This window comes from Albimonas pacifica, from assembly GCF_900113695.1.
GTDB lineage: Bacteria > Pseudomonadota > Alphaproteobacteria > Rhodobacterales > Rhodobacteraceae > Albimonas > Albimonas pacifica.
This window is the reverse complement of sequence record NZ_FOQH01000005.1, coordinates 330,462-355,700: the sequence shown is the minus strand read 5'-3', so window position 1 is coordinate 355,700 and position 25,239 is coordinate 330,462. Positions and strand designations below refer to the sequence as shown.

Genomic DNA, 25,239 nt, shown 5'->3' with positions numbered 1-25,239 from the left:
CGGCCGGGGCGCCACGCCCCGGCCTGCGCGCCAACCCTGCGCTTGGCCCCGCCCGCCGCGCGCGCTATACCGCGCCCCCGGAGCCGAGGGACCCCGCATGACCAGCCCGCGCATCACCGTCATCGCCCCGATGAAGAACGAGGCGGAGAACGTCGCCGCCCTGGCGGACGAGATCGCGGCCGCCTGCGCCCCTCTCGCGCCGTTCGAGGCGATCTTCGTCAACGACGGATCCGACGACGACACCTCCGCCGCCATCGCCGCCGCCCGCGCCCGCCACCCCTGGCTGCGCGAGCTGCGCCACGCCGCCTCCTGCGGCCAGTCGGCGGCGGTGTTGTCGGGCGTGCGGGCGGCGCGTGCGCCGATCTGCTGCACGCTCGATGGCGACGGGCAGAACCCGCCCGCCGAGATCCCGAAGCTGGTGCAGCCGCTGCTGGACGACGCGACCGGGACCCTGGGCCTGGTGGCGGGCCAGCGGGTGGACCGGCAGGACACGGCGTCGAAGAAATGGGCCTCGCGCGCGGCGAACGGGCTGCGGCGGCGGATGCTGCACGACGACACCCGCGACACCGGCTGCGGGCTGAAGGCCTTCCCGCGGGCCGTGTTCCTGTCGCTGCCGTTCTTCGACCACATCCACCGCTACCTGCCCGCGCTGGTGAAGCGCGAGGGCTACCGGATCGCCCTGGTCGACGTCTCCCACCGGGCGCGAGGGGCGGGGAACTCCAATTACACCAACTTCGGGCGCGCCCTGGTCGGGGCGCTGGACCTGATCGGCGTCTGGTGGCTGATCCGCCGACGCAAGCTGCAGACGGTGGCCTCGGTCGACCCGGGCCTGGACGAGGACGCGTGATGCAGGCGCTGGCCGAGTTCCTGGGCGCCGATTCCACGGCCGAGTTCGTCTGGATCCTGATCGGCCTCGCCGGCCAGGCCCTGTTCATGGGCCGCTTCCTGATCCAGTGGCTGGCGTCCGAGAAGGCCAAGCGCTCGGTGATCCCGCTGGCCTTCTGGTGGTTCTCGATCGGCGGGGCCGCGGTTCTGCTGGCCTACGCCATCCACCGCGGCGACCCGGTGTTCATCCTCGGCCAGAGCCTCGGCTTCTTCATCTACGCCCGGAACCTGTGGCTGATCCGCGCCGAGCGGCGCGGCGCCGAGGTCACCCCGCCCCCGCCGCCCACCGCCTGACCGCGGCCCCTTGCGCAGGCCGTCCAAGCGGTCTTTGATGCGTCGCAGCAGCGCGTGGAGCAACCGCGCCTGCCCGCATCAGGGGGACCGATGGGACGACTGACGACGCATGTGCTGGACACCGCCTCCGGACGCCCGGCCGCGGGGATCCGCATCGACCTCTACCGGCTCGCCGCCGACAGCCGCGACCTGCTGGCCGAGGCAGTGACCAATGCCGACGGCCGCACCGATGCGCCGATGCTGGAGGGAACCGCCTTCCGCGCAGGCACTTACGAGCTGGTCTTCCACTGCGGCGCCTATCTCGAGGAGCGCGGCAGCGACCTGCCCTCGCCCCCGTTCCTCTCCGACATCCCGATCCGCTTCGGCATCGCCGAGGACGGGCACTACCACGTGCCCCTGCTGCTCTCGCCCTACGGCTATTCCACCTACCGGGGCTCCTGAGATGCGCGACACGCTGCGCTTCGTTCTGAACGGCGAGGCGGTCTCGCTCTCGGACGTCGACCCCCGCACCACGCTGCTCGACTGGCTGCGCGAGCGCCGCCGCCTGACCGGGACCAAGGAGGGCTGCAACGAGGGCGACTGCGGCGCCTGCACCGTGGGCGTGACCCGGCTCGAGGACGGCGTCCCCCGCCGCCGGGCGGTGAACGCCTGCATCCAGCTCCTGCCGATGCTCGACGGCGCCTCGGTCACCACGGTCGAGGCCATCGCGGGTCCCGAGCGGCTGCACCCTGCCCAGCAGGCGATGGTCGACCTGCACGGCTCGCAATGCGGCTTCTGCACCCCCGGCTTCGTGATGAGCCTGTGGAGCGCCTATCCCGACGGCCCCCAGCCGCGCCGGGCGGTGGAGGACGCGATCGCGGGAAACCTCTGCCGCTGCACCGGCTACGGCCCGATCCTCGAGTCGGGCGAGAAGATGCACGCCCTGCCGGCCCCGGACTGGGAGACCGATCCCCTGCCGGCGCTGGAGGCCGTCGCCTCCGCCGAGAGCCTGGCCCTGACCGCCGCCGGCTGCACCGCCTACGTGCCGGCCACCGAGGACGAACTGGCGACCCTCGTCGCCGCCCACCCCGAGGCGGTGATCGTCGCCGGCGCCACCGACGTCGGCCTGTGGATCACCAAGCGGCTGATGGAGCCCGCCGCCCTGATCTTCGTGAACCGGGTCAAGGGCTTCGACCGCGTCGTGGAGACGCCGACCCATGTCGAGCTCGGGGCCGGCGCGACCTACGCCCGCGCCGCCGCGGCGCTGGCGAGCCTCTCGCCCGACCTCGGCGAGATGGTCCGCCGCCTCGGCTCCGTGCAGGTCCGCAACTCCGGCTGCGTGGGCGCGAACATCGCCAACGGCTCGCCCATCGGCGACGGCCCCCCGCCCCTGATCGCGCTGGGAGCGGAGCTGGTGCTGCGCAAGGGCGACGCCGCCCGCACCATCCCGCTGGAGGACTTCTTCCTCGACTACGGCAAGCAGGACCGCGCGCCCGGCGAATACGTCTCCGCCGTGCGAATTCCGCGGCCGAAGTCCCCGGATTCGTTGAAGGTCTACAAGATCTCCAAGCGCTTCGACCAGGACATCACCGCCACCCTCGGCGCCTTCCTGATCGAGATCGCGGACGGCGCCGTCGCCTCCGCCTCCATCGTCTACGGCGGCATGGCCGGCATCCCGAAGCGCGCCCGCGCCGTCGAGGCGGCGCTGCTCGGCCGCCCCTGGACGCTGGAGACGGTCGAGGCCGCCCTGCCGGCCTATGCCGAGGACTTCCAGCCGATGTCCGACATGCGCGCCTCCGCCGAATACCGCCTGCGCGCCGCGCAGAACCTGCTTCTGAAGACCTTCCACGAAACCTCTGGCGCGCCTTCGAAAACCCGCCTCGTCGGCGCGGAGGCGCTGGCATGAACGCCCCCTCCCGGCCGCTGTCGCAGAAGACCGAGATCGAAGGTGGGGTCCGCGCGCCGCAGCGCCACGACTCCGGGCACAAGCACGTCTCCGGCACGGCGACCTATGTCGACGACATCCCCACGCCGGCGGACTGCCTTTCGGTCGCCTTCGGCCTGTCGCCCAAGGCCCGCGCGCGCATCCTCTCGATCGACCTCGGCCCCGTCCGCGCCGCCCCCGGCGTGGTCGACGTGCTGACCGCGGCCGACATCCCCGGCGCCAACGACGTCTCCCCCAACGCGGTGCACGAGCCCCTGCTGGCCGAGGACGGCGAGGTCTTCTTCGTCGGCCAGCCGATCTTCGCGGTCGTCGCGACCAGCCACCTCGCCGCCCGCAAGGCCGCCCGCCTCGCCCAGATCGAGTGGGAGGAGCTGCCCGCCATCCTCACGGTCGAGGAGGCCGTCGCCGCCGACAGCCTCTTCGAGGCGCCCTACGTCATGCAGCGCGGCGACGCGCTGGCCGCCATCGCCGCCGCCCCGAAGGTCATCGAAGGCTCGATCGGCATTGGGGGCCAGGAGCATTTCTACCTGGAATCCCAGGCCGCTCTGGCCGTTCCCGGAGAGGATGCGGACGTCACGGTTCACTGCTCCTCCCAGCACCCGACCGAGATCCAGCACAAGGTCGCCGAGAACCTCGCCGTCCCCTTCAACGCCGTCACCGTCGAGGTCCGCCGCATGGGCGGCGGCTTCGGCGGCAAGGAGAGCCAGGGCAACGCCCTCGCCGCGATCTGCGCCGTCGCCGCCAAGCGCCTGAACCGCCCGGTCAAAATGCGCTACGACCGCGACGACGACATGCAGATCACCGGCAAGCGCCACGGGTTCCGCATCGACTATCGCGTCGGGATCGACGAGGACGGCCGCATCCTCGGCGTCCAGTTCGAGCAGATGGCCCATTGCGGCTGGTCGCTGGACCTCTCGATGCCCGTCGCCGACCGTGCGATGTTCCACGCCGATAACGCCTATTATCTGCCCCATGCTTATATCCGGTCTTATCGTTGCCGGACAAACACCTGCTCCAACACCGCTTTCCGCGGATTCGGCGGGCCGCAGGGCATGGTCGGGATCGAGCGCGTGCTCGACCAAATCGCCTTCGAGCTGGGTCGCGAGCCGGCCGAGATCCGGGCCCTGAACTACTACGACCGCCCCGGCGGCGAGCGCGTCATGACCCCCTACCACATGGAGGTCGAGGACAACGTCATCCACGCGCTGAGCGAGCAGCTCCTCGCCTCGTCCGACTACGCCGACCGTCGCGCGAAGATCAAGGATTTCAACGCGCAAAGCCCGGTTCTTAAGAAGGGGATCGCGTTCACGCCGGTGAAGTTCGGCATTTCCTTCACGCTGACCTGGATGAACCAGGCCTCGGCGCTGGTGCATGTCTACACCGACGGCTCGGTGCACCTGAACCACGGCGGCACCGAGATGGGCCAGGGCCTGTTCGTGAAGGTCGCCCAGGTCGCGGCGGAGGTCTTCCAGATCGACTTCGACCGCGTGAAGATCACCGCGACCAACACCGGCAAGAGCGCCAACACCGCCCCCACCGCCGCCAGTTCCGGCAGCGACATCAACGGCATGGCGGTCAAGAACGCCTGCGAGCAGATCAAGGACCGGCTCACGGCCTTCGCCGCCGAGCGCTTCCAGACCACGCCCGATCAGGTCCGCTTCCTGCCCGGCCGCGTGCAGGTCGGAGAGGCCCAGATCGCCTTCGAGGAGCTCGTCTCCCAGGCCTTCATGGCGCGCGTGTCGCTCTCGGCCGCCGGGCACTACGCCACGCCGAAGATCCACTGGGACCGCGCCGCCGCCCGCGGCCGGCCCTTCTACTACTTCGCCTACGGGGCGGCGGTCACCGAGGCGACCATCGACACGCTGACCGGCGAATACCGCTTCGACCGCGCGGACATCCTCCACGACGTCGGCCGCTCCCTGAACCCCGCCATCGACCTCGGCCAGATCGAGGGCGGCTACATCCAGGGCCTCGGCTGGCTGACGATGGAGGAGCTGTTCTGGGACGACGCGGGCCGCCTGCGCACCCATGCGCCCTCGACCTACAAGATCCCCACCGCCTCCGACCGGCCGGAGATGTCGATCGCGCTCTTCGACAACGAGAACCGGGAGGAGACGATCTTCCGCTCGAAGGCCGTCGGCGAACCGCCTCTGATGCTTGGCATTTCCGCGCTGATGGCGCTGTCCGACGCGGTGGCCGCCTGCGGCGACGGCACGGTCTACCCCGACCTCGACGCCCCCGCCACGCCCGAGCGCGTGCTGCGCGCGGTCGACCGGGTGCGCGGCCGCGCCTGGGAGACGACGCGGGAGAGCGGGCGGTGAGCCTCGACCTCGCCGGCCTTCGCGACGCGGTCGCGCGTCATGGCCCGCTGGTCCGCGTCGTCGTCGCGGCCGCCCAGGGCTCGGCGCCCCGCGAGCCGGGGGCGGCGATGCTGGTCCACCCCGATACGTTCGAGGGCACCATCGGCGGCGGCGCGCTGGAGTTCGAGGCGCTGGCCGAGGCCCGCCGCCGGCTGGCGTCCGGCGCGCCGGACGGCGTGGCGCGCTACCCGCTCGGCCCCGCGCTGGCGCAGTGCTGCGGGGGCGCGGCGACGCTGGCGTTCGAGCGGTGGGACGCGGCGACGCTCGCCGCGCTGCCCGATCCGCAGGCGACCCCGCTTCATGCCCGCCCGCTGGGCGCTACCTCCCAGATACCGCTCGCCATGCGCGCGCTGCAGAAGGCCGCGCGGTCCGGGAAGGGGGCGGAGTTCCTGTTCCTGCCCGGCGACCCGCCCTGGCTGGCGGAGCCGCTGACCCCCGCCCTCACTCCGCTATGGGTCTGGGGCGCGGGGCATGTCGGCCGCGCGGTGGTGCGGGTGTTCGAGGGGTTGCCCTTCGCGGTCACCTGGATCGACGACGCGCCGGGGCGCTATCCGGCAGATATCGCCCCCCATGTCCGCGTCCTGCCCGCGCCCGACATGGCTGCGGCTGCCGCGCTGGCGCCCGCGGACGCGGCGCATCTGGTGATGACCTACAGCCACGCCATGGACCTCGAGATCGTGCACGCGCTGCTCGCGCGCGGGGCGTTCGCGCGGCTGGGGGTGATCGGCTCGGCCTCGAAGGCGGCGCGGTTCGGCGGGCGGCTCGCGGCGCTCGGACACGACCGGCAGGCGATCGCGCGCATGGACTGTCCCATCGGCCTCGCAGGGCCGGAGGGGTTGAAGGGGGGCAAGGCGCCGGCGGAGATCGCGGTCTCGGTCGCCGCCGATCACCTGCGCTGGCGGGCCTCGCGCGGGGTGGCGCTTCGCGCGGGAGGGGGGGCCGAATGACAGCGCTTCTGTCGATCCGGGGTCTGTGGAAGCGGTTCCCGGGCGTGATCGCCAACGCCGACGTCAGCTTCGACATCCAGCCGGGCGAGATCCACGCCCTGCTGGGCGAGAACGGCGCCGGCAAGTCGACGCTGGTGAAGATGATCTACGGCGTGATGCGCCCCGACGAGGGCGAGATGCTGTGGCAGGGCCGCCCCTACGCCCCCCACGCCCCGGGCGAGGCGCGCGACACGGGCGTGGGCCTGGTCTTCCAGCACTTCTCCCTGTTCGAGGCGCTGACGGTGGGCGAGAACGTGGCCCTGGGCCTGCCGGCGGAGCAGGCGGGGCGCGATCTGCCGGACCGTATCCGAAAGGTATCGGCCGAATACGGCCTGCCGCTGGACCCGGACCGCCAGGTCGGCGAGCTATCCGTTGGAGAGCGCCAGCGCGTCGAGATCGTGCGCTGCCTGCTGCAGTCCCCTCGCCTGCTGATCATGGACGAGCCGACCTCGGTCCTGACCCCGCAGGAGGTGGAGACGCTGTTCCTCACCCTGCGCAAGCTGCGCGACGAGGGGGTGGCGATCCTCTACATCTCCCACAAGCTCGAGGAGATCCGGGCGCTGTGCACCGCGGCCACGGTCCTGCGCGGCGGCAAGGTCGTGGGCGCCTGCGACCCGCGCCAGGAGACGGCCCGCGGCCTCGCCGAGATGATGATCGGGCGCGAGCTCGCCGCCCCCGGCGCCCCCGCGGGCACGGGCGGAGAGACGCGGCTGGAGCTCGACGACCTGACCGTGATCTCCGAGGCGCAGTTCGGCGTCTCGCTGCGCTCGATCTCGCTGGAGCTCAAGGCCGGCGAGGTGCTGGGCATCGCCGGCGTCGCGGGCAACGGCCAGGACGAGCTGACCGCGGCCCTCTCGGGAGAGACCCGCGTCGCCCCCGGCATGATCCGGCTGGAGGGCCAGCCCATCGGCCACCTCGGCCCCACGCGGCGCCGCCGTCTGGGGCTGAACGTGGCGCCGGAGGAGCGGCTGGGCCACGCCGCCGCGCCGGAGATGTCGTTGACCGACAACACCTTCGTCTCCGCCCGCACCCGGCTGAAGCTGTCGCTGAAGGGGCTCTTGAAGCTCGGCGCCGCGCGGGGCTACGCGCGCAGGATCGTCGAGGATTTCGACGTCCGCACCCCCGGGGTGGGGGCCGCGGCGGGCTCGCTCTCCGGCGGGAACCTCCAGAAATACGTGATCGGGCGGGAGATGCTTCAGCGCCCCGAGGTGCTGGTGATCTCGCAGCCCACCTGGGGCGTGGATGCGGGCGCGGCGCAGGCGATCCGGCAGGCGATCCGGGACCTGGCGCAGGAAGGCTGCGCGGTGCTGGTGATCTCGCAGGACCTCGACGAGCTGATGGAGATCTCCAACCGCTTCGCCGTCATCGCCGGAGGGCGGCTCTCGGCGCCCCGGCCGGCGGGCGAGACCTCGATCGAGGAGATCGGACTGCTGATGGGAGGAGGGGCCCATGCTGCGGCTTGAACCGCGAAAGGAGCGCAGCCGCGCCATGGCGCTGGCCGCGCCGCTGATCGCCGTCGCCCTGACCATGATCTTCGGCATGATCCTCTTCGCCCTGCTGGGCAAGGATCCGGTGCGCGCCATCGTCACTATCTTTTGGGAACCCCTCACGAACGACTTCTCGCGCTCCGAGCTGCTGGTGAAGGGCACGCCGCTGGTGCTGATCGCGGTGGGCCTCGCGATGGGCTTCCGGGCGGGGATCTGGAACATCGGAGCCGAGGGCCAGTTCATCGTCGGCGCCATCGCCGGGGGGGCCATGGGCCTCGCCTTCTACGACGTGCAGGGGGTCTGGGTGCTGCCGCTGATGTGCCTGGCCGGCGCAGCGGCGGGGGCGGCCTGGGCGCTGATCCCGGCGATCCTGAAGGTGAAGTTCAACGCCAACGAGATCCTGGTCTCGCTGATGCTGGTCTATGTCGCGGGCCTGTGGCTGTCGGCGCTGGTCACCGGGCCGCTGCGCGATCCCGACGGGTTCAATTTCCCCGAGAGCCGGCTGTTCCACGACTCCGCCACCCTGCCCATCCTGCTGGAGGGCACGCGCGCCCATGTCGGCGCGCTGGCCGCGCTGGCCGCGGTGCTGATCGGCTGGGCGCTGATGGAGCGGCACGAATACGGCTTCTCGCTCAAGCTCTTCGGCCAGGCGCCGCGGGCGGCGCGTTTCGCAGGATTTTCGCAGCCGCGCACCGTCCTCCTGGCGATGGCGGTCTCGGGCGGTCTCGCGGGCCTTGCGGGGACTTTCGAGGCCGCGGGCCCCGTCGGCCAGCTCGTGCCCGGCCTGCCGGCGGGCTACGGGTTCACGGCGATCATCGTGGCCTTCCTGGGCCGGCTGCATCCGGCGGGGATCCTGCTCGCGGGGCTGCTGATGGCGCTGACCTACATCGGGGGCGAGGGCGCGCAGCTGGCCATGCAGCTGCCGGCGGCGGCGATCTCGGTGTTCCAGGGGATGCTGCTGTTCTTCCTGCTGGGGATGGACGTGTTCTCGCGCTATCGGCTCGTGCCGACGCGGGGCCTGCGCAAGGGGGCGGCGTGATGGATCTTTCCGCGCTCAATCCGGTGGCCATCGCGGTGTCGCTGATCGTGGCCGCCACGCCCCTCGTGTTCGCGGCCATCGGAGAACTGGTGGTCGAGAAGTCCGGCGTCCTGAACCTGGGCGTCGAGGGCATGATGATCGTCGGCGCCATAGCGGGCTTCGCCGGCGCGAACGTGACGGGCTCGACCACCTTCGGCGTGCTCTGCGCGCTGCTGGCGGGGGCGGCCCTGTCGGGGGTCTTCGCCTTCATGACGCAGGTGCTGATGTCCAACCAGGTGGCGACGGGCCTTGCGCTGACGCTGTTCGGGCTGGGGCTGGCGGCGATGCTGGGGCAGCCCTACTCCGGCATCCCCGCGCCGGACTTCCCGCGGGTGTGGCTGCCCGTCCTGTCCGATCTCCCGGTCGTCGGGCGGCTGCTGTTCTCCCATGACTGGCTGGTCTACGTCTCGCTGCTGCTGGCCGGGACGACGGCCTGGGTGCTGACGCGCACCCGCGCGGGCCTGGTGCTGCGGGCGGTGGGGGAGAACCACGACGCGGCCCATGCCATCGGCTACAAGGTCGTCCTCATCCGCACCGGGGCGATCCTGTTCGGGGGCGCCTGCGCGGGGGTAGGCGGCGCTTATCTCAGCCTGGTCGCCTCGCCGCTCTGGGTCGAGGGGATGACGGCCGGGCGGGGGTGGATCGCGCTCGCCATCGTGGTCTTCGCCTCGTGGAAGCCGTGGCGGGCGGTGCTGGGGGCCTACATCTTCGGCGGCGTGACCATCGCGCAGCTGAACCTGCAGGCGCTGGGGGTGGCGATCGAGAGCCAGTATCTCTCGATGACCCCCTACCTGGTGACCATCGTGGTGCTGGTGATCATCTCGGCCGACAAGCGGCGGGCGCGGATGAACGCGCCGGCGTGCCTCGGGCGGCCGTTCTTCGCGGCGGGGTGAGCGCTCGACGTTGCAGACCGCCGCGACCGTATTTCAGAAGAGAATTCCAGGAGGCCTCGCCTTGTTCAGATCCGCCCGCATGGCTTCGGCCCTGCTGCTCGCCCTTGCGCTCGTCGCCTGCACGGCCCCAGCTCCCACCCCCACCCCCACCCCCCTGACGACAGCAGAGCGCAATGTCCTGGGTCAACTGCTTCTCGCTCCCAATTCCACGGGCGCGATGATGCGCGTAATGCGTGAGGAGTATCCCGCCGAAGCGGAGGCCCTGACCCGCGATATGATCGCGATCGAACGCTCGGATCGCACCGACGCCGAGAAACGCGCCGTTGCGGCAGAACTTGGACGCGAGTATCGCCTGCGCCATGCCGATGGCTTGCTGCAGGCGAACGACGAGAGCCTGCGGGCCTACCTGACCTCTCAACAGGCGGTCATTGAGGCGCTCGCCGATGATCCCGCCACCTGCCGCCGGTATCTGTTCGGAGGATTCGGCGCTCTGACTCCGGAGGCGAAAGAGCGTGTGGATCCCCTCTATGCGGAGACGCTGCGAGCCCAGACCTCCGCGATGGCCCAGGGCGAACGCGCGCCGGTCGGTCGCCGCATGGAAGAGGACGCCGGCGTCGCGGCGGCGGCAAAGGCGATCTTCGCCGACTTCTCCACCGCCGAGATGGCCGCGTTGAAGAACGAGGGCTCCGACGCACAGGTCTGCGCCGCCTTCAGGCGATTCACTGTCCGCCTGCTCGAGGACGAGCGGCCCGGCGCCGACTCGCTGCGCGCTCTGACGGCCTGGAACGCGGCGCAGTCTTGACCGGCTGCGTACGCTGCGGCGCCGCAAGATGAACCCGTGACGCGCCCGGAAAGCCCCGCTATCGTCGCGCTCAGGGAATGACCGACCAACCCCCAGGGAGTTGCAGCACCATGGAAAGAAGAACGTTTCTCGCCGGCCTCGGCGCGACCACCGCGGCCACGACGCTCGGCCTCGGGCGGGCCCGCGCGCAGGATCCGGTGAAGGTCGGGTTCATCTACGTGGGCCCGATCGGCGACTTCGGCTGGTCCTACCAGCATGACCAGGGCCGGCTCGCGGTCGAGGAGGAATATGGCGACAAGGTCCAGACCTCCTACCTCGAGTCGGTGCCCGAGGGGCCGGACGCCGAGCGCGCGCTGCGCCAGATGGCGCAGTCGGGGCACAGCCTGATCTTCACCACCTCCTTCGGCTACATGAACCCGACGCTGAAGGTCGCCAAGCAGTTCCCGCAGGTGAAGTTCGAGCACGCCACCGGCTACAAGCGCGATGCGAACGTCGCCACCTACGGCTCGCGCTTCTACGAGGGGCGGGCGGTGATCGGCACCATCGCCGGGCGGATGACCAAGACCAACACCATCGGCTACATCGCCTCGTTCCCGATCCCCGAGGTCGTGCGCGGCATCAACTCGGCGTTCCTGGCCGCCAGGGCCGTGAACCCCGACGTGAAGATCAAGATCGTCTGGGTGAACACCTGGATCGACCCGGGCAAGGAGGCCGACGCCGCCAACGCCCTGATCGAGCAGGGCTGCGACGTGATCATGCAGCACACCGACAGCCCCGCCCCCCTGACCATCGCCGAGGAGAAGGGCATCTACGCGTTCGGCCAGGCCGCGGACATGAAGGAATACGCCCCGACCGCGCGGCTGAGCTCGATCATCGACGACTGGGCGCCCTACTACATCGAGCGCGTGGGCATGGTGATGGACGGGACCTGGGAGGCGACCGACACCTGGAAGGGCATCGCCTCGGGCATGGTGAAGATCGGCGACTACAACAACGTGCCCGAGGACGTGGCCGCGCAGGCCGACGCGATCAAGGACGGCATCGTCGCCGGCACGCACCACCCGTTCACCGGCCCGATCAAGAAGCAGGACGGCTCCGACTGGCTCGCCGCGGGCGAGACCGCCGACGACGGCACCCTGCTGGGCATGAACTTCTACGTCGAGGGCGTGGACGGCGAGCTGCCGAGCTGAGCCGACCCGCCCGCAGAGCGAACGGGGCCCGGGCGGCGACGCCCGGGCCCCTTTTCCATGCACAACCCGTCAGGGCGATCCGTCCGCGGCGCGCCCAGGCCCGCCCGCAGGGCGCCTCCGGGCCCGGGAGCCGGCGCGCTCCGGCCAGGGGAAGGCGCTCCGGCCCGGAGGCGCCCTGCGGCGGGCCTGGGCCTGCGGCGGGCGGAGGGGCGTCAGCCTCCCAGCGCCTCGATCTTCTGGTTCAGCCAGGGGGCCTGGTAGCCGAGCTCGAAGGCGCGGCGGTAGTCCTGGGCGGCCTGCTCGGTCTGGCCCGCGCTTTCGCGGATCTGGCCGCGGGTGGCCCAGGCCGCGGCCCAGCCGGGCGAGAGCCTGACCGCCGCGTCGAGATCCGCGATCCCCGCCGCCGCATCCCCCGCCCGCGCCAGCGCCACGCCGCGCTGCAGGTGGGCGGCGGCGTCGGAGGGATCGAAATGCAGCACCCGCCCGAAAGCCGAGGCCGCCTCGCTCAGCCGCCCCAGCGCCGCCAGCGCCACGCCGCGGTTGTAGTGCACGTCCGGGTCGGAAGGCGCGATCTGCGCCGCCCGGTCGAGGTCGGTCAGCGCGCCGGAGGCGTCGCCCCGCTGGAGCTGCAGCGTGGCGCGCCCCACCAGCGGCTCGGCCGAGGTCGGCTCGAGCTGGATCGCCCGGCCCCAGTCGGCCAGCGCCTCGGGCGTGCGCCCGCGCCGGGAATAGGCCAGCGCCCGGTTCACGTAGATCGCCGGCAGCGAGGCGTCGGCCTGCTGGGCGCGGTCGTAGGCGCCGATGGCGTCGCCGTCGCGCCCCATCTCCGAGAGCGCCACGCCGTAGTTCGTCCAGGCCGCGGCCGCGGTGCGCCCGCTGATCCCGCCCTGGTTCAGCGCGGTCTGGCAGGCGCCCGCCAGCTCGGCCGACTCCGCGTCCGCCTTCAGGCACTTGTCGAGGAACGGGTTGGCCCGCGCAGCCCCCGGCGCCGCCAGCACGCCGGCCAGCGCCATCAGGACCACGAGCCGCGCCCCGCCGGCGGTCCCGCGCGGGACGCGCGGGCCGGGGCGTCGGCCAGACGAACCGGCGCGGGCGCGGCCCGCGTCGGGAATGGAACGCATCTTCATCATGCGGCGACGATGCCCGAGCACCAAGGCGCAAAAATGGCCGAGCGGGGGCCCTCCGCGCCCCCCTCCGCGAGCCCGGGCCGCGCGCCTTGCGACCTCGCGAAGGGTTGATCCGCAGCCTGTCGGCCGTCAGGCTGTCGATACGGGCGCATCGCCTGCCCCCTCCCTTTCCCGTCCCGGATCCTTTCCTGAGTGCCCCAGGCCCCTTTCGACTCCCGCGAGATCGCCGCCGCGCCCCCCGTCGGCTCCGCCACCCCCAAGGGCGGAGGACCCGCGCCCGAGCGCCCGGACAACGCGCTGGGCGCGGCCTGGATGGCGATGTCGGTGGTCACCGCCTCGGCGATGGTGCTGGCCGTGCGCGGCATGGCCGAGGGCGTGGACAGCCGCATGACCGTGCTGCTGCGCTCGGCCGGGATCATGGCCTGCGTGGCGGTGATGATGCTCTCGCCCCGGTTCCGGGCCAGCCTGCGATTCTCGAACCCCAGGCTGCACCTGGTGCGCGGCGGGCTGATCGCGGTCTCGACCCAGTTCGGGTTCTACGCGATCTCGACCCTCAACCTCTCGACCGCGACGGTGCTCAGCTTCACCGCCCCGATCTTCGCCACCCTGCTGGCCGTCCCCCTGAACGGCGAGCGGGTGGGCCCCCGCCGCTGGGCGGCGGTGGCGGTTGGATTCGCGGGCTGCCTGATCATCCTGCGTCCGACGCCCGAGGGGCTGGACTGGGCGATGCTCTCGGCGCTGCTCGCCGCGGTGCTTTTCGCGCTGGCGCTGGCGCTGTCGCGCGGGGTGGCGGCGGCGGACGGCCCCGCGGCCGCGTTCGTCTCGGCCAACGCGATGATGCTGATCCTCGCCCTGCCCATCGCCCTGCCGGTGTGGGAGCTGCCCACGGGCGTCGGCGGCTGGAGCCTGCTGGCCCTGCTGGTCGCGACCTCGGCCGCGCGCAACGTGGGCGACCTGCAGGCCTACCGGCACGGGGACGCCTCGGTGATGGGGGTGATCACCTACGGGCGGCTGGTGCTGATCGCCGCCGCCGCCTGGGCGATCTTCGACGAGGTGCCCGACGGCCCCACCCTGCTGGGGGGCGGGGTGATCATCGCCTCGACCCTCTACATCGCCTATCGCGAGCGGGCGGTGGCGCGCGAGCGTCGGGCCGTGGCCGCGATCCGCGACGAGAGCTGACTGAACGCCCCGCGCCCCTGCGGCGCCGCGGCACGTCTGTAGGAAGTTGCGCGCAAGCCCTCTGCACTGGCTGGAAATTGCGCAAGGGCGCCAATGACAAAGGCGCCGCGCACGGAACCGCCCCAGGATGTCCGAATCCTTAAATCCGTCCTTGATCGGGGGGGCATGAATCAGTATGTCCCCCGCCAACAGGGTCGCCGATCCCAACCTCGACCAGGGCCGCCGCCGGAGACAGACCGGCGCCGAGTCACAGGGGGGGCGCTAAGGGGCCGCTGGGTTAGACCTGCTGGTAGGGGAGACTACGTCATGCATGACGGCAGCCTCTTCCGACTGGGGATCGACCTGGAGACAGGCGCCACCCATGAGGAAGCTCACGACATGAGCGGCCGCGAGGCCGACGTTTACGCCGACGTTCCCGTTCGGGACGTTTTCGACGAGACGCGCGACGATCATTTCATCCGCCGGGACGGGAAGGTCTTCGCCGGCACGCACCTCATCATCGAGGTCGTGGACGGCGAGGGGCTGGACGACCAGGCCCGGATCGAAAAGGCGTTCCGCGACTGCGTGGACACCTGCGGCGCCACGCTGCTGCACATCCACACGCACAAGTTCTCGCCCCAGGGCGTGAGCGGGGTCGCGGTGCTGGCCGAGAGCCACATCTCTGTCCACACCTGGCCCGAGATCGGCTACGGCGCCTTCGACGTCTTCATGTGCGGCGACGCGCAGCCCTGGAAGGCGGTCGACGTCCTGCGCGAGGCCTTCTCGGCCGGCGACGTCCGGGTGAAGGAACTGCTCCGCGGCGAGGAAGTGGTGGCGGACCGGCTCTGAGCCCTCCTCCATCGCCTTTGCGAAGGGCGGCCCCCCGGGGCCGCCCTTTCGCGTCTGCGGGGCTCAGTCCAGCGGCGTGATCGGGTCGCCCGGGCGGATCGGCCCGCCGCGCTCGATGGTGCAGTTGAGGCCGGAGCGGTTCAGCAGCCCCTCCCGCAGCCCCTTGATGCCCAGAAGCTTCTCCAGGTAGGCGCAGGGGAAGTTGAACCGCGCCCCGAACAGAACCGTCTCGCCGATGCGGAACCGGCGGCCGACGAGGTGATTGACCGGCACGCCCCGCACCGTGAGGTTGCGGCGGTGGTCGCCCGGCGCGATCTCGGCCTTCAGGCCGGGCACGCGCGGCTCGCCGATCGCGATCGCCTCGAGCACCTCCATCTCGATCAGCGTCGCCTCGCGCGCGTGGGGCTTGGAGGGGTAGGTCCCCGTCCCGAGGAAGTACCGATCGCCCTCGATCCCCTGCCCCGCGATCAGGCGCGCCTCCGCCAGTTCGACCATCGGCTGGGAGGCGGCGGGGGAGACGTGGATGTGCAGCAGCTCGCCCTGCCAGGCCGGCGCGACGGTCATGCCGCGGCCAGGCTCAGGCCGCCCTGGCGGGCGAGGAAGGCCACGATCTCGTCCACCCCGTCGCCCTTGGCGACGTTGCCCATCACGAAGGGCAGCCCGCGGCGCATCCGCTCGGCGTCGGCGCGCATCACCTCGAGGTTCACGCCCACGTAGGGCGCGAGCTCCACCTTGTTGATCACCAGCAGGTCCGAGCGGGTGATGGCGGGTCCGCCCTTGCGGGGGATCTCCTCGCCCGCGCAGGTGTCGATGACGTAGATCGTCAGGTCCGCGAGCTCCGGCGAGAAGGTGGCGGCGAGGTTGTCGCCCCCGCTCTCGATCACCACCAGGTCGAGGTCGGGGAAGGCGCCCCGCAGCTCCGCCACCGCGGCGAGGTTGATCGAGGCGTCCTCGCGGATCGCGGTATGGGGGCAGCCGCCGGTCTCGACGCCGCGGATGCGCTCGGCGCTCAGCACCTGCATCCGGGTCAGGGCGTCGGCGTCCTCGCGCGTGTAGATGTCGTTGGTGATCACCGCCATCGACAGCCGATGCGCCAGCGCCCGGCACAGCGCCGCGGTGAGCGAGGTCTTGCCCGCCCCGACCGGGCCGCCGATGCCGACCCGGAGGGGCCCGTGGGGAGACTTCTGCAAGGTCACGATCGGAACAGCCTCGTGGTCTGGGTTTCGTGGAAGATGCTGGAGAGGTCGACGGCGAGGCAGGCCCCGCCGACGTCCTCCGGATCCGCCGCCAGCGCCTCGGCCGCCACGGCCTCGCACACGGGCGCGAGGGCGGCGATCACCGCCTGCGCCTCGGTCTGGCCCAGCACCGAGAGGCGGATCGCGGCGGAGACGAGGTTCGAGGCGAAGGCGTGCAGGTAGGCCGCCGCGGTCTCGGCCAGCGGCAGATCCTCGCGCCGGGCGGCGCGGCCGAGCGCCACCGGCAGGGGCGCGGGCGCGCCGGAATGGCCGCGCACGGCGAGGGTGGTGCGCGCGAAGGCCTCCCCCTGCGCCGTCGCTTCCAGCGCGCGCTCGGCGGAGGGCTGGAGGGCGGCGGCGAGCTCGGCCGGCGCGGGGTCGTCGGGATCGCGCCAGGCGGCGGCGAGCAGCACCGCGTCCGAGCGCCCGGCCCCGTGGCGCAGGATCGCCTCCAGCCAGGCCTGCAGGGCGGCGGCGTCGGGCAGCAGGCCCGCCTCGGCCGCCTGCTCCAGCCCGTGGGAATAGGCGAAGGCGCCGACGGGATAGGCGGGCGAGAGCCAGCTCGCCAGCAGCAGGGCGCCGCGTGCGTCGAGGCTCATGCCTCGCCCTCCGGAACCTGGCTCATGCCTCGCCCTCCAAGGCCCGGCTGACACCCTCCGAAGCCTGGCTCATGCCTCGCCCCGCAGGCGGGCGGCGACCTTCTGGGAGTCGCCCTGGCGATACATGTGCACCTCGCGCACCAGGCGGATGGTGGGCTTCACCGCGAACAGGATCGAGCCGACCAGGAACATCCAGGTGCCCGCCTCCATCCACGCCTCGGAGAAGAACATCACCGAGCCGACGACGAAGGTCAGCGCCGCGCCGAAATCCACGCAGGTGTAGACGATCTCGTAGATCGCGAAGAGCCGGCCCGTGCGGTCGGAGCGGTGCTTGGCGCCGGGATCGAACAGCATCATGCGGGGTCTCTCATATGCGCGTCGGGGTCGTGGTGGGGGTCGTGCCCGTGCGAGTGGCCGTGGGTGCGGCCGTGGCCGTAGGCGCCCCCCTCGGGGCGGAAGGGTTCCTCGACATGGGCGACCCGGGCGCCGAGATGCTCGAGCATGTGCTCGAGCACGTGGTCGCGGCGGATCAGCAGGCGGTCCGCCTGCACCTCGCAGGGGGTGTGGCGGTTGCCGACGTGCCAGGCGAGCCGGGCGAGGCCGGCGGCGTCGGGGGCGCGCGCCTCGGCCAGCGGCTCGGGGGCGGCGCGCAGGGCCACGCGGCGGCCGTCGGCGAGCGTCAGGGCCAGGCCCTCGGCCAGTTCTGCGGCTTCGGGCAGGTCGAGCAGGATCTCCTCGCCCGCGTCGGTGGTCAGCAGCCCCCGGCGGCGCCAGCGCCCCTCGTAGGGCAGCGACAGGCTGTCGGCGGCGGGGCCGGTCAGCGGATCGAGCGTCAGGGCTCGCGGAGCGGGGGGCTGGCTCATGGAATCCTTCCGGTTTCGGCCCCGCCATCCCGCCCGATCCGACCTGCGCGCGCAACCCTCAAGGATGTCGCCGTCCGGCGCTCGAACCCACGCAGTGAAAAAGCGTTCGACGCATATGAGGGTCTTGTTAAGAAATCGGCCGGCTTTTGGGCGAAAAATCGGCCGCGCGCAAGCACTTGACCCTTGCGTCGGGTCCAGGTCGCCTCGGATCGACCGAACCAACCCCCTGCGGTTGCACGATAAAATATCAGAGTTAACGATCTTGGCAGGACCGGATCCCACTCTAAAAACGATTTCAGAACTCCGGGCTCTGGTGGCTGAAAAATGGCGAGAGCATTGCTGCTGACCTCCGTTTCGCTTATCTCTGCAACGGTGCCGCTGTGGGTCGCGAGCGACGACGCCGAGTGGACCGAAGTCGGGCGGATCGGCGCTTTGAACGTCTGGGTCGCGCCCGACCGCTACGTCTTCGACGAGGCGGCTGAAAGACTGTCGGTGGCGACGCGCCTCGACGGGGACTTCGACCTGATGCTGTCGAGCGTTCCCGGGGCCGAGGCCGAGCCGCCGCATCTCCATTCCGCGGGCATCCGCCGGATGGAGCTGGCCTTCGTCCACGACTGCCGTCTCGGCACGGTGGAGGAGGTCCAGGTGCACGCCGGTTACGACGGCGAGGGGAGACGGGTCGCGGTGCGCCCCGGTCTCGCGGCCCTGGTGGCGCAGAGCGCCCGGGCCGACGCGCGCGCGGTCTCCACGCCCGCCGTGCGCGACGCCATCCGGCAGGCGTGCCGCGACCGCGGAGCGATGCGCAGCGCCTGAGGGCGCGCGCGGCCCGCGCCGGAGCGTCGCTCCGGCCCCGACGACCCCGAAGACCCCGCCCGACATGCGACGATGCATGCATGAAGGATCCGCGCCCTTGGCGCCAACCCGCGCCGCCCTAGAACGAGTTCGTAGGGCCCTCCGAGGATAAGCTGACCATGACGATCCTGTTGCGCTGCGCGACGGCCGCGGTGCTCGCGACGACCGTTCCCGTGGTCGGCGGGTCGGGGTTGGAGACGTGGACCAACGTCGGCCGTCTGCGCGGTCTCGAGATCCTCGTGGCGCTCGACCAGGCCTATCTGGACGACGACGGCCGCCATGTGCTGGTCTCGACCCGGGTGCAGGGCGACTTCGACGCGCGGCTGGACACCCTGCCCGAGCTCGACGCCGAGGTCGCGCCCGCCCCCCGCGGCGTGGGCGTGTGGGCGCTGCATCTGACCTATGTCTACGATTGCGGCGTGGGCGAGATCGCCGACGTGACCTTCCACGCGGCCTACGACCACGACGAGCGGCGGATGACCGCCCCGGACGACTTCATCGACCTGGTGGTGCGCAGCCACCGCACCGGCCTCGCCGCGGCCTCCTCGCCCGAGTCCCGCGACGGCTGGCGGCGCCTCTGCGCCCGTCTGCAGGCCCGCGCTCCGGCGCTGCGGTCCTGATCCGGGGCTCGGCGCCGCGGTCTCGACGATCCTGACCGGGCCGCCGACCCCGCGCCGCGCGGGCGCGGCCCGGGGCGGGGCGGCGCTCAGAACATGAAATAGCGCTGGGCCATCGGCAGCTCGGTCGCGGGCTCGCAGGTCAGAAGCTCGCCGTCTGCTCGCACCTCGTAGGTCTCCGGGTGCACCTCGATGTGGGGGGTGTGGGCGTTCAGGCGCATGTCGGCCTTGCCGATGTCGCGGGTGCCCTTCACCGCCACCAGCCCCTTGCGCAGGCCCAGCTGGGCGCCGATCCCCTCGGCGATCGCGGCCTCCGAGACGAAGGTGACCGAGCCCATCTCCTGGCTGCGCCCCAGCGCCCCGAACATCGGGCGCGAATAGACCGGCTGCGGCGTGGGGATCGAGGCGTTGGGATCGCCCATCTGGGCCATGGCGATGGTTCCGCCGACCACCACCAGCTCGGGCTTCACGCCGAAGAAGGCGGGGGACCAGAGCGCGAGGTCGGCGCGCTTGCCGACCTCGATCGAGCCGATCTCGCGGCTGATTCCGTGGGCGATGGCGGGGTTGATCGTGTACTTGGCGATGTAGCGCTTCACGCGGACGTTGTCGTTGGCGCCGGTCTCGTCCGAGAGCCGGCCGCGCTGGACCTTCATCTTGTGCGCGGTCTGCCAGGTGCGGATGATCACCTCGCCCACCCGCCCCATCGCCTGGCTGTCCGAGGCGATGATCGAGAAGGCGCCGATGTCGTGGAGGATGTCCTCGGCGGCGATGGTCTCGCGCCGGATCCGGCTTTCGGCGAAGGCCACGTCCTCGGGGATGTCGGCGTCGAGGTGGTGGCACACCATCAGCATGTCGAGATGCTCGTCGATGGTGTTGCGCGTGAACGGCCGCGTGGGGTTGGTCGAGGAGGGGATGACATGCGCCTCCCCGCAGACCTTGATGATGTCGGGGGCGTGGCCGCCGCCCGCGCCCTCGGTGTGGAAGGCGTGGATGGTGCGGCCCTTGATGGCGGCGAGCGTGTTCTCGACGAAGCCGCTTTCGTTGAGCGTGTCGGTGTGGATCATCACCTGCACGTCCATGGCGTCGGCGACCGACAGGCAGCAGTCGATGGCGGCCGGCGTGGTGCCCCAGTCCTCATGCAGCTTCAGCGCGCAGGCGCCGGCCTTGACCATCTCCTCCAGCGCCGCGGGGCGGGAGGCGTTGCCCTTCCCCGACAGCCCGAAATTGATCGGCAGCCCGTCGAGGGCCTGAAGCATCCGCCCGATGTGCCAGGGCCCCGGCGTGCAGGTGGTGGCCATGGTGCCGTGCGAGGGCCCGGTGCCGCCGCCCAGCAGGGTGGTGACGCCCGAGTGCAGCGCATCCTCGACCTGCTGGGGGCAGATGAAGTGGATGTGGCTGTCGAAGCCGCCGGCGGTCAGGATCCGGCCCTCGCCGGCGATGACCTCGGTGCCGGGGCCGACGATGATGTCGACGCCCGGCTGCACGTCGGGGTTGCCGGCCTTGCCGATGGCGCAGATCCGACCGTCCTTCAGGCCGACGTCGGCCTTGTAGATGCCGGTGTGGTCCACGATCAGCGCATTGGTGATCACCGTGTCCACGGCGCCCTCGGCGCGGGTGACCTGGCTCTGGCCCATGCCGTCGCGGATCACCTTGCCGCCGCCGAACTTCACCTCCTCGCCATAGACGGTCAGGTCGCGCTCGACCTCGATCACCAGCTCGGTGTCGGCGAGCCGCAGGCGGTCGCCGGTGGTCGGACCGAACATGCCGGCGTAGGCGGCGCGGGAAATGCGGGCGGGCATGGTCAGGCCTCCGGTCTGCGAGAGGGGGCCCGGGCGGCGGCCCGGGGGGATGGGAACGGCGGTCGGAGGACGCGCGATGGCGCTGGACCGCCCGGTTTACGTGGCGCTACCGTCTGCGCGCCGGCGCGCGTGGGGCGCGCCGCAGAGGGAGAGAGGACGCCATCGTGATTCTTCGCAAGGCATCGGCGCGCGCGGCGCTGCTGCTCGTCGGCGCGGCCGCCGTCGGAGGGGCGGCGCAGGCCGAGACCCAGCTGGAGCGCGGCGAATACCTGGTGCGCGTGGTGGCCGCCTGCGGCAACTGCCACACGCCCTTCGGACCGACCGGCCCGGACATGAGCCAGGAGCTCGCGGGACGGCTGGTCGAGAAGAACCCGGCCTTCGAGGCCTGGGCCCCCAACATCACCCCGGACCCGGAGACCGGCGTCGGCGCCTGGTCCGACGCCGAGCTGAAGCGCGCGATCCGCGAGGGGATCCGCCCCGACGGCTCGCTGATCGGCCCGCCGATGCCCTTCGTCTTCTACCGCGACCTGGGCGACGCGGACCTCGACGCGATCGTGGCCTTCCTGCGCACCTTGCCGGCGGTGAAGAGCGAGACCCCGGCCTCGGTCTACAACTTCCCCCTGCCCCCCGACTACGGGCCGCCGGTGGAGAGCGTGACCGCGCCCGCGCGCGGGCCGACCGCGGAATACGGCGAATACCTCGCCGGTCCCGTGGCTCACTGCATGGAGTGCCACAGCAAGTTCGGCCCCGCCGGCCCGATGCTCTCGACCCATCTCGGTTCGGGCGGGAACGAGTTCCACGGGCCCTGGGGCATCTCGATCACCGCGAACCTGACGCCGCATGCGGACGGCATCGCCGGGCGCAGCGACGAGGAGCTGATCGACATGATCCGGCTGGGGATCCGCGACGGCAAGCCGATGCTGCCGCCGATGGGCTATCCCTACTACGCCAAGATGACGGACGAGGACGCGCAGGCGATCGTCGCCTACCTGCGCACCCTGCCCCCGCTGCCGCTGCCCGAGTGAAGCCGCCCGCCGGGGCGCGCCCGCGCCCCGGCGACCGTCGCCCCGCTCGGGGCGTGCAGGCGGCCGCGCGCGCATCAGTCGCCGCCCCCGTCGCCGCCGTCTCCGCCGTGGCGGCGAAAGCTGCGCGAGGCCGGATCGCCCAGCCCGGTCCCGTCGCCCGAGGCGTCGCGCCCGCCCGAGGCGCGGCCCAGGTGCAGGCAGACGGCGGGGATGTAGAGGATCATCAGCTTCCAGGCGTTGAACGCCTTGTCGAACTCGGCCCGCGGGTCGCCGTCGCGCAGGGCGGCCACGCCCTCGCCCACGACCCAGGCGACGCCGACGGTGGCGGCCAGCGCCAGCGCGCCGCCGAGCCACACGCCCCTGCGCCCGCCCAGCAGGCGGCCGCCGAAGAGCGGCAGCACCCAGCCCACCACAAGCATCAGCGCGACCGCAAGGGCGGGGGTCATGCCCGGCCCGCCGCGCCCGGCGCCCGCGGCGCGCGCGGATGCGCCCGGCCAAGCGCCCGAACCGGCGCCGCCGGCCGCGCCGGGTCGGCTTCGGCCGCGGGGCGGCCGCGGCGATGGGCGATCGCGCCCGTGCGCCTCACAGCGGCCCCATGACCTTCTGGTTGAAGCCCCAGACCTCGCGCTTGCCGGCGTAGGGGACCAGGGTCACGTCGCGCGACTGTCCCGGCTCGAAGCGCACCGCGGTGCCCGCGGCGATGTCGAGCCGCATGCCCCGCGCGGCCGCGCGGTCGAAGTCGAGCGCGGGGTTGGTCTCGGCGAAATGGTAGTGCGAGCCCACCTGAACGGGCCGGTCGCCGGTGTTGGAGACGCTGAGGACCAGCGTCTCCCGCCCGACGTTGAGCTCGATGTCCCCGGCCGCGGGGAAGAGCTCGCCCGGGATCACCGCAGCGCCCTCCGCGCGGCCCAGACGGCGGCGACCGCGAGGGCGGCGAAGGCCAGCGTCTCGACGCCGTGGGGGTGCAGATGGCCCTCGGGGCCGGCATGCGCGAAGGCGGCGGCCGGGGCGAGGGCGATCAGCGCGGCGAGGGTCCTGGTCATGCTTCGATGTCTCCTTGTCGGTGCTTGCTTCGTGCGCGCCCGGCCCGGCCCTGTCCCGGCCGGCGGGCGATCTGGGGATCAGCGGATCGGGTCGTGGACCGTCACCAGCTTGGTGCCGTCGGGGAACGTCGCCTCGACCTGCACCTCGTGGATCATCTCGGGGATGCCTTCCATGCACTGGTCGGCGGTCACCACCGCGGCGCCCGCCTCCATCAGGTCGGCGACCGTGCGCCCGTCGCGCGCGCCCTCGACCACATAGTCGGTGATCAGCGCGATGGCCTCGGGGTGGTTCAGCTTCACGCCGCGCGCCAGGCGTCCGCGCGCCACCATCGCGGCCATCGAGACCAGGAGCTTGTCCTTCTCCCTGGGCGTCAGGTTCATGCGGGTCGTCCCCTCGTTCTCAAGCGTCCCCCCGCCTCGCGGCGGCGGGGACCGTCACATCGTCCACGGCCGCGGCAGCGACCCGCCGCGCCAGAGCTCCAGCAGCGGCGCCAGCATCCGGCGCAGCGCGCGTCCGTCGCGCGCGAGGATCCTGACCGTCGCGACCCCGTTCACCCGGCTCGCGGCCCCCAGCGCCTCCGCGCCGGGCCCGGGAAACGAGGCAAGCAAGTTCCGGGCCGAGACGACGGCGGCCTCCGCCCCCGGCCCCGCCACGACCGCGGTCGCGGCGCAGATCCGGCCGCCGAAGGTCGCGGCCCGCGCGGCGAGCGCGCCCACGTCGCCCTCCAGCCGCAGCCCGTCCGCCCAGACCAGCCGGCCGTCGATGCGCAGCCGCCAGGCGTCGCGGAAGCGGGCCTCGCGCACCGTCTCGCCCATCGCGGCGCGGCCGAGGATCAGGGGCTCGACCCCGATGAAGGCCGCGTCCGGGGCGAGGTCGATCTCGAGCCTCCGGTCCAGCGCGCCGCCGTCGAAGAGGATCGTCTCCTGCGGCAGCCATTCCAGGGTCGCGCCGGGTCCGGCGCGCAGCCGCGTGCGGACCCGGGCCGGACCCTCATGGGGTTGCGCGCGGTAGACCCGCTCCGCCGTCTGGGTGGTGGTCACGAGATGCGAGCCCGCGCCCGCCTCCGCCGTCCAGTCGAAGCGGTCGCCCCCGGTCAGCCCGCCGGCGGTGTTGAGCAGCACCGCCTCCAGCGCCGCGCCCTCGTAGACCGTCGGCAGCATGCACTTGGCCGAGCCGCGCTGATAGAGCCCGTCGAGCCGCGAGCGCCCGGCCCGGATCTTGGAGGAGACGCGCCCCTCGCCCTCCGCCCGCGGTTGCCGCGCGAGCGCGCGCCCGGGGGCGGCGGTCGCGGTCGCGGGGCGGGCGGCGTCGAGCATCCAGGGGTCCGGGGCTGGCTCCGCCGCGGGGGCGGAAAAGGGAAGGTCGATCCGGACGATGACCCGTTCACAAACGCCGCGCAACCCCTGCGCCGGGACCTGCGACGGCGATCATGCCGAAGCGGAGATGACCGGCCCGACGGCCCCTGCCCGCCCCTTGGGCGCCCTGCCCAGCGCGCAGGCGCCGCACCGCCCGCACGCCGCCTCGGCGCGCCCGGCGACGCCCCGGCGCTTGACCCGGGCGGCCGGGCCGGCGGATACCTCCGCCCGCCCGGCGAAGGCGGCCGGCGAGACGCGATGAGGGGGACTTGGGGTGGAGACGTTGACCTTGCTGGGCCAGGCCCTGCTGACCGCGATTCCCGCGGCGTGGATCGGCATCGGCGTGATCGAGAACATCCGCTTCCCGCCGGTGAACGGCGATCTGGTGAGCATGGTCATGCGCATGGACCGCGTGCGCGAGGAACGCCCCGAAATCTACGAGAAGGTGAAGGGCAACCGCATCGACCACCCCCGCGTCCACTCGCTCGCCTACGCCGCCATCGTGGCGTTCGAGCTGCTGGCGACGGCGCTGCTGGGCCTCGGCGCGCTGCTGCTGGTCCTCGCCGCGCTGGGCGCCGCCGGGCCGGTCTTCGCGCGCGGCGTGGCGGCGGCGGGGGCGCTGGCCTTCAGCCTGGTCTGGGGCGGCTTCCTCGTCGGCGGCCAGTGGTTCCACTACTGGGCCGGCTGGAAGGACAGCCAGTTCACCCATTTCTTCCTGGTGCTCTGGGGCGCCGTGCTGTTCCAGATCCTCACCTGACCGCCACCCGACACCGCCGCCCGACGGGCCCGCGGGCGCGCCCGTCGTCCGCGCGTCGCG

The 25,239-nt window shown here is 72.3% G+C and carries 29 protein-coding genes; 17 read left to right on the top strand and 12 right to left on the bottom strand.

Translation table 11 applies throughout. The annotated features are described in order from the left end of the window. The first annotated feature begins 97 nt into the window (after positions 1–97). The 11 genes from BM064_RS12770 (at position 98) to BM064_RS12720 (ending at position 11,899) form a co-directional block, all read left to right on the top strand. Positions 98–847: a glycosyltransferase family 2 protein gene (locus BM064_RS12770; RefSeq protein ID WP_092860160.1), complete on the top strand. Its 750-nt coding sequence runs from the start codon at positions 98–100 to the stop codon at positions 845–847. Then, positions 847–1,179 (top strand): lipid-A-disaccharide synthase N-terminal domain-containing protein, encoded by a 333-nt coding sequence (locus BM064_RS12765; protein WP_092860159.1) that lies wholly within the window; start codon positions 847–849, stop codon positions 1,177–1,179. The genes BM064_RS12770 and BM064_RS12765 overlap by 1 nt, the downstream gene beginning before the upstream one ends. Before the next feature lie 90 nt (positions 1,180–1,269). Continuing rightward, positions 1,270–1,620, top strand: a complete 351-nt coding sequence (uraH, locus tag BM064_RS12760; RefSeq protein WP_092860158.1) for a hydroxyisourate hydrolase — start codon at positions 1,270–1,272, stop codon at positions 1,618–1,620. A 1-nt stretch (position 1,621) separates the two neighbouring features. After that, on the top strand, positions 1,622–3,064 hold the full coding sequence (gene xdhA, locus BM064_RS12755) for a xanthine dehydrogenase small subunit (protein WP_092860157.1): 1,443 nt from the start codon (positions 1,622–1,624) through the stop codon (positions 3,062–3,064). Continuing rightward, positions 3,061–5,424, top strand: coding sequence for a xanthine dehydrogenase molybdopterin binding subunit (xdhB, locus tag BM064_RS12750; protein ID WP_092860156.1), 2,364 nt, complete (start codon positions 3,061–3,063; stop codon positions 5,422–5,424). The genes xdhA and xdhB overlap by 4 nt, the downstream gene beginning before the upstream one ends. Further along, the gene (gene xdhC, locus BM064_RS12745; RefSeq protein WP_092860155.1) at positions 5,421–6,410 is read left to right on the top strand and encodes a xanthine dehydrogenase accessory protein XdhC; all 990 of its coding nucleotides are present in this window, start codon (positions 5,421–5,423) and stop codon (positions 6,408–6,410) included. The genes xdhB and xdhC overlap by 4 nt, the downstream gene beginning before the upstream one ends. Beyond that, the gene (locus BM064_RS12740; RefSeq protein WP_092860154.1) at positions 6,407–7,912 is read left to right on the top strand and encodes an ABC transporter ATP-binding protein; all 1,506 of its coding nucleotides are present in this window, start codon (positions 6,407–6,409) and stop codon (positions 7,910–7,912) included. Before xdhC ends, BM064_RS12740 begins: the two co-directional genes overlap by 4 nt. Then, positions 7,899–8,975 carry an ABC transporter permease gene (locus BM064_RS12735; RefSeq protein WP_092860153.1) on the top strand — a complete coding sequence of 359 codons (1,077 nt, stop codon included), beginning with the start codon at positions 7,899–7,901 and terminating at the stop codon, positions 8,973–8,975. The genes BM064_RS12740 and BM064_RS12735 overlap by 14 nt, the downstream gene beginning before the upstream one ends. Beyond that, positions 8,975–9,907: an ABC transporter permease gene (locus BM064_RS12730; RefSeq protein ID WP_092860152.1), complete on the top strand. Its 933-nt coding sequence runs from the start codon at positions 8,975–8,977 to the stop codon at positions 9,905–9,907. Before BM064_RS12735 ends, BM064_RS12730 begins: the two co-directional genes overlap by 1 nt. A 61-nt stretch (positions 9,908–9,968) precedes the next feature. After that, positions 9,969–10,709 (top strand): hypothetical protein, encoded by a 741-nt coding sequence (locus tag BM064_RS12725; protein WP_143103320.1) that lies wholly within the window; start codon positions 9,969–9,971, stop codon positions 10,707–10,709. Positions 10,710–10,819: 110 nt separating this feature from the next. Next, positions 10,820–11,899, top strand: coding sequence for a BMP family ABC transporter substrate-binding protein (locus BM064_RS12720; RefSeq protein ID WP_092860150.1), 1,080 nt, complete (start codon positions 10,820–10,822; stop codon positions 11,897–11,899). A gap of 212 nt (positions 11,900–12,111) precedes the next feature. On the opposite strand, the gene BM064_RS12715 is transcribed toward BM064_RS12720, so the two are convergent. Beyond that, on the bottom strand, positions 12,112–12,912 hold the full coding sequence (locus BM064_RS12715) for a tetratricopeptide repeat protein (RefSeq protein ID WP_245779160.1): 801 nt from the start codon (positions 12,910–12,912) through the stop codon (positions 12,112–12,114). 306 nt (positions 12,913–13,218) lie between these two features. Between BM064_RS12715 and BM064_RS12710 the strand changes: the two genes are divergently transcribed. Then, positions 13,219–14,205 (top strand): DMT family transporter, encoded by a 987-nt coding sequence (locus BM064_RS12710; protein ID WP_092860148.1) that lies wholly within the window; start codon positions 13,219–13,221, stop codon positions 14,203–14,205. 306 nt (positions 14,206–14,511) lie between these two features. After that, entirely contained in the window at positions 14,512–15,033 is a 522-nt protein-coding gene (gene speD / locus BM064_RS12705; protein WP_092860147.1) for an adenosylmethionine decarboxylase, read from the top strand. Between the two features lie 63 nt (positions 15,034–15,096). Here the strand turns inward: speD and BM064_RS12700 are convergent, their stop codons facing one another. The 5 genes from BM064_RS12700 to BM064_RS12680 form a co-directional block, all read right to left on the bottom strand. Next, entirely contained in the window at positions 15,097–15,597 is a 501-nt protein-coding gene (locus BM064_RS12700) for an MOSC domain-containing protein (RefSeq protein ID WP_092860146.1), read from the bottom strand. Beyond that, a complete protein-coding gene (ureG, locus tag BM064_RS12695; protein WP_092860145.1) occupies positions 15,594–16,223 on the bottom strand; it encodes an urease accessory protein UreG in 630 nt (209 codons plus the stop codon). Before ureG ends, BM064_RS12700 begins: the two co-directional genes overlap by 4 nt. Before the next feature lie 2 nt (positions 16,224–16,225). Then, the gene (locus BM064_RS12690; protein ID WP_092860144.1) at positions 16,226–16,867 is read right to left on the bottom strand and encodes an urease accessory protein UreF; all 642 of its coding nucleotides are present in this window, start codon (positions 16,865–16,867) and stop codon (positions 16,226–16,228) included. A gap of 69 nt (positions 16,868–16,936) precedes the next feature. Then, positions 16,937–17,224: a YrhK family protein gene (locus tag BM064_RS12685; RefSeq protein ID WP_092860143.1), complete on the bottom strand. Its 288-nt coding sequence runs from the start codon at positions 17,222–17,224 to the stop codon at positions 16,937–16,939. After that, positions 17,221–17,730, bottom strand: coding sequence for an urease accessory protein UreE (locus tag BM064_RS12680; RefSeq protein WP_092860142.1), 510 nt, complete (start codon positions 17,728–17,730; stop codon positions 17,221–17,223). The genes BM064_RS12685 and BM064_RS12680 overlap by 4 nt, the downstream gene beginning before the upstream one ends. A gap of 324 nt (positions 17,731–18,054) precedes the next feature. On the opposite strand from BM064_RS12680, the gene BM064_RS12675 reads away from it, so the two are divergent. Continuing rightward, positions 18,055–18,543 (top strand): hypothetical protein, encoded by a 489-nt coding sequence (locus tag BM064_RS12675; RefSeq protein ID WP_143103318.1) that lies wholly within the window; start codon positions 18,055–18,057, stop codon positions 18,541–18,543. Positions 18,544–18,701: 158 nt separating this feature from the next. Further along, positions 18,702–19,202, top strand: a complete 501-nt coding sequence (locus BM064_RS12670; protein ID WP_092860140.1) for a hypothetical protein — start codon at positions 18,702–18,704, stop codon at positions 19,200–19,202. Between the two features lie 86 nt (positions 19,203–19,288). Here BM064_RS12670 and ureC read toward each other — a convergent pair whose 3' ends face one another. After that, positions 19,289–20,998, bottom strand: a complete 1,710-nt coding sequence (gene ureC / locus BM064_RS12665; protein ID WP_092860139.1) for an urease subunit alpha — start codon at positions 20,996–20,998, stop codon at positions 19,289–19,291. 164 nt (positions 20,999–21,162) lie between these two features. Here ureC and BM064_RS12660 point away from each other — a divergent pair, with 164 nt between their 5' ends. Then, on the top strand, positions 21,163–22,023 hold the full coding sequence (locus BM064_RS12660) for a cytochrome c (protein WP_245779140.1): 861 nt from the start codon (positions 21,163–21,165) through the stop codon (positions 22,021–22,023). A gap of 74 nt (positions 22,024–22,097) precedes the next feature. Here the strand turns inward: BM064_RS12660 and BM064_RS12655 are convergent, their stop codons facing one another. From BM064_RS12655 to BM064_RS12640, 5 genes are all read right to left on the bottom strand, one after another. After that, positions 22,098–22,469: a hypothetical protein gene (locus tag BM064_RS12655; protein WP_092860138.1), complete on the bottom strand. Its 372-nt coding sequence runs from the start codon at positions 22,467–22,469 to the stop codon at positions 22,098–22,100. A 136-nt stretch (positions 22,470–22,605) separates the two neighbouring features. Then, complete coding sequence (locus tag BM064_RS12650) at positions 22,606–22,911, bottom strand: urease subunit beta (protein WP_092860137.1); 306 nt, start codon at positions 22,909–22,911, stop codon at positions 22,606–22,608. After that, entirely contained in the window at positions 22,908–23,066 is a 159-nt protein-coding gene (locus BM064_RS27450) for a hypothetical protein (protein WP_177236237.1), read from the bottom strand. The genes BM064_RS12650 and BM064_RS27450 overlap by 4 nt, the downstream gene beginning before the upstream one ends. A 78-nt stretch (positions 23,067–23,144) precedes the next feature. Beyond that, positions 23,145–23,447 (bottom strand): urease subunit gamma, encoded by a 303-nt coding sequence (locus BM064_RS12645; protein WP_092860136.1) that lies wholly within the window; start codon positions 23,445–23,447, stop codon positions 23,145–23,147. Positions 23,448–23,501: 54 nt separating this feature from the next. Continuing rightward, complete coding sequence (locus BM064_RS12640) at positions 23,502–24,383, bottom strand: urease accessory protein UreD (RefSeq protein ID WP_092860135.1); 882 nt, start codon at positions 24,381–24,383, stop codon at positions 23,502–23,504. 328 nt (positions 24,384–24,711) lie between these two features. Between BM064_RS12640 and BM064_RS12635 the strand changes: the two genes are divergently transcribed. Then, a complete protein-coding gene (locus BM064_RS12635) occupies positions 24,712–25,179 on the top strand; it encodes a DUF2165 family protein (RefSeq protein ID WP_177236236.1) in 468 nt (155 codons plus the stop codon). The last annotated feature ends 60 nt before the right edge of the window (positions 25,180–25,239 follow it).

Bases quoted from the DNA above. Each gene is read 5' to 3' on its own strand.
- BM064_RS12740 (WP_092860154.1), top strand. From the start codon at position 6,407: ATGACAGCGCTTCTGTCGATCCGGGGTCTGTGGAAGCGGTTCCCGGGC.
- BM064_RS12715 (WP_245779160.1), bottom strand. From the start codon at position 12,912: ATGGCGCTGGCCGGCGTGCTGGCGGCGCCGGGGGCTGCGCGGGCCAAC.
- BM064_RS12770 (WP_092860160.1), top strand. From the start codon at position 98: ATGACCAGCCCGCGCATCACCGTCATCGCCCCGATGAAGAACGAGGCG.
- BM064_RS12690 (WP_092860144.1), bottom strand. From the start codon at position 16,867: ATGAGCCTCGACGCACGCGGCGCCCTGCTGCTGGCGAGCTGGCTCTCG.
- BM064_RS12680 (WP_092860142.1), bottom strand. From the start codon at position 17,730: ATGAGCCAGCCCCCCGCTCCGCGAGCCCTGACGCTCGATCCGCTGACC.
- xdhB (WP_092860156.1), top strand. From the start codon at position 3,061: ATGAACGCCCCCTCCCGGCCGCTGTCGCAGAAGACCGAGATCGAAGGT.
- uraH (WP_092860158.1), top strand. From the start codon at position 1,270: ATGGGACGACTGACGACGCATGTGCTGGACACCGCCTCCGGACGCCCG.
- BM064_RS27450 (WP_177236237.1), bottom strand. From the start codon at position 23,066: ATGACCAGGACCCTCGCCGCGCTGATCGCCCTCGCCCCGGCCGCCGCC.
- BM064_RS12645 (WP_092860136.1), bottom strand. From the start codon at position 23,447: ATGAACCTGACGCCCAGGGAGAAGGACAAGCTCCTGGTCTCGATGGCC.
- BM064_RS12700 (WP_092860146.1), bottom strand. From the start codon at position 15,597: ATGACCGTCGCGCCGGCCTGGCAGGGCGAGCTGCTGCACATCCACGTC.
- BM064_RS12735 (WP_092860153.1), top strand. From the start codon at position 7,899: ATGCTGCGGCTTGAACCGCGAAAGGAGCGCAGCCGCGCCATGGCGCTG.
- BM064_RS12670 (WP_092860140.1), top strand. From the start codon at position 18,702: ATGACGATCCTGTTGCGCTGCGCGACGGCCGCGGTGCTCGCGACGACC.
- BM064_RS12765 (WP_092860159.1), top strand. From the start codon at position 847: ATGCAGGCGCTGGCCGAGTTCCTGGGCGCCGATTCCACGGCCGAGTTC.
- BM064_RS12655 (WP_092860138.1), bottom strand. From the start codon at position 22,469: ATGACCCCCGCCCTTGCGGTCGCGCTGATGCTTGTGGTGGGCTGGGTG.
- xdhA (WP_092860157.1), top strand. From the start codon at position 1,622: ATGCGCGACACGCTGCGCTTCGTTCTGAACGGCGAGGCGGTCTCGCTC.
- BM064_RS12720 (WP_092860150.1), top strand. From the start codon at position 10,820: ATGGAAAGAAGAACGTTTCTCGCCGGCCTCGGCGCGACCACCGCGGCC.
- ureC (WP_092860139.1), bottom strand. From the start codon at position 20,998: ATGCCCGCCCGCATTTCCCGCGCCGCCTACGCCGGCATGTTCGGTCCG.
- BM064_RS12675 (WP_143103318.1), top strand. From the start codon at position 18,055: ATGGCGAGAGCATTGCTGCTGACCTCCGTTTCGCTTATCTCTGCAACG.
- BM064_RS12685 (WP_092860143.1), bottom strand. From the start codon at position 17,224: ATGATGCTGTTCGATCCCGGCGCCAAGCACCGCTCCGACCGCACGGGC.
- BM064_RS12640 (WP_092860135.1), bottom strand. From the start codon at position 24,383: ATGCTCGACGCCGCCCGCCCCGCGACCGCGACCGCCGCCCCCGGGCGC.
- BM064_RS12730 (WP_092860152.1), top strand. From the start codon at position 8,975: ATGGATCTTTCCGCGCTCAATCCGGTGGCCATCGCGGTGTCGCTGATC.
- speD (WP_092860147.1), top strand. From the start codon at position 14,512: ATGCATGACGGCAGCCTCTTCCGACTGGGGATCGACCTGGAGACAGGC.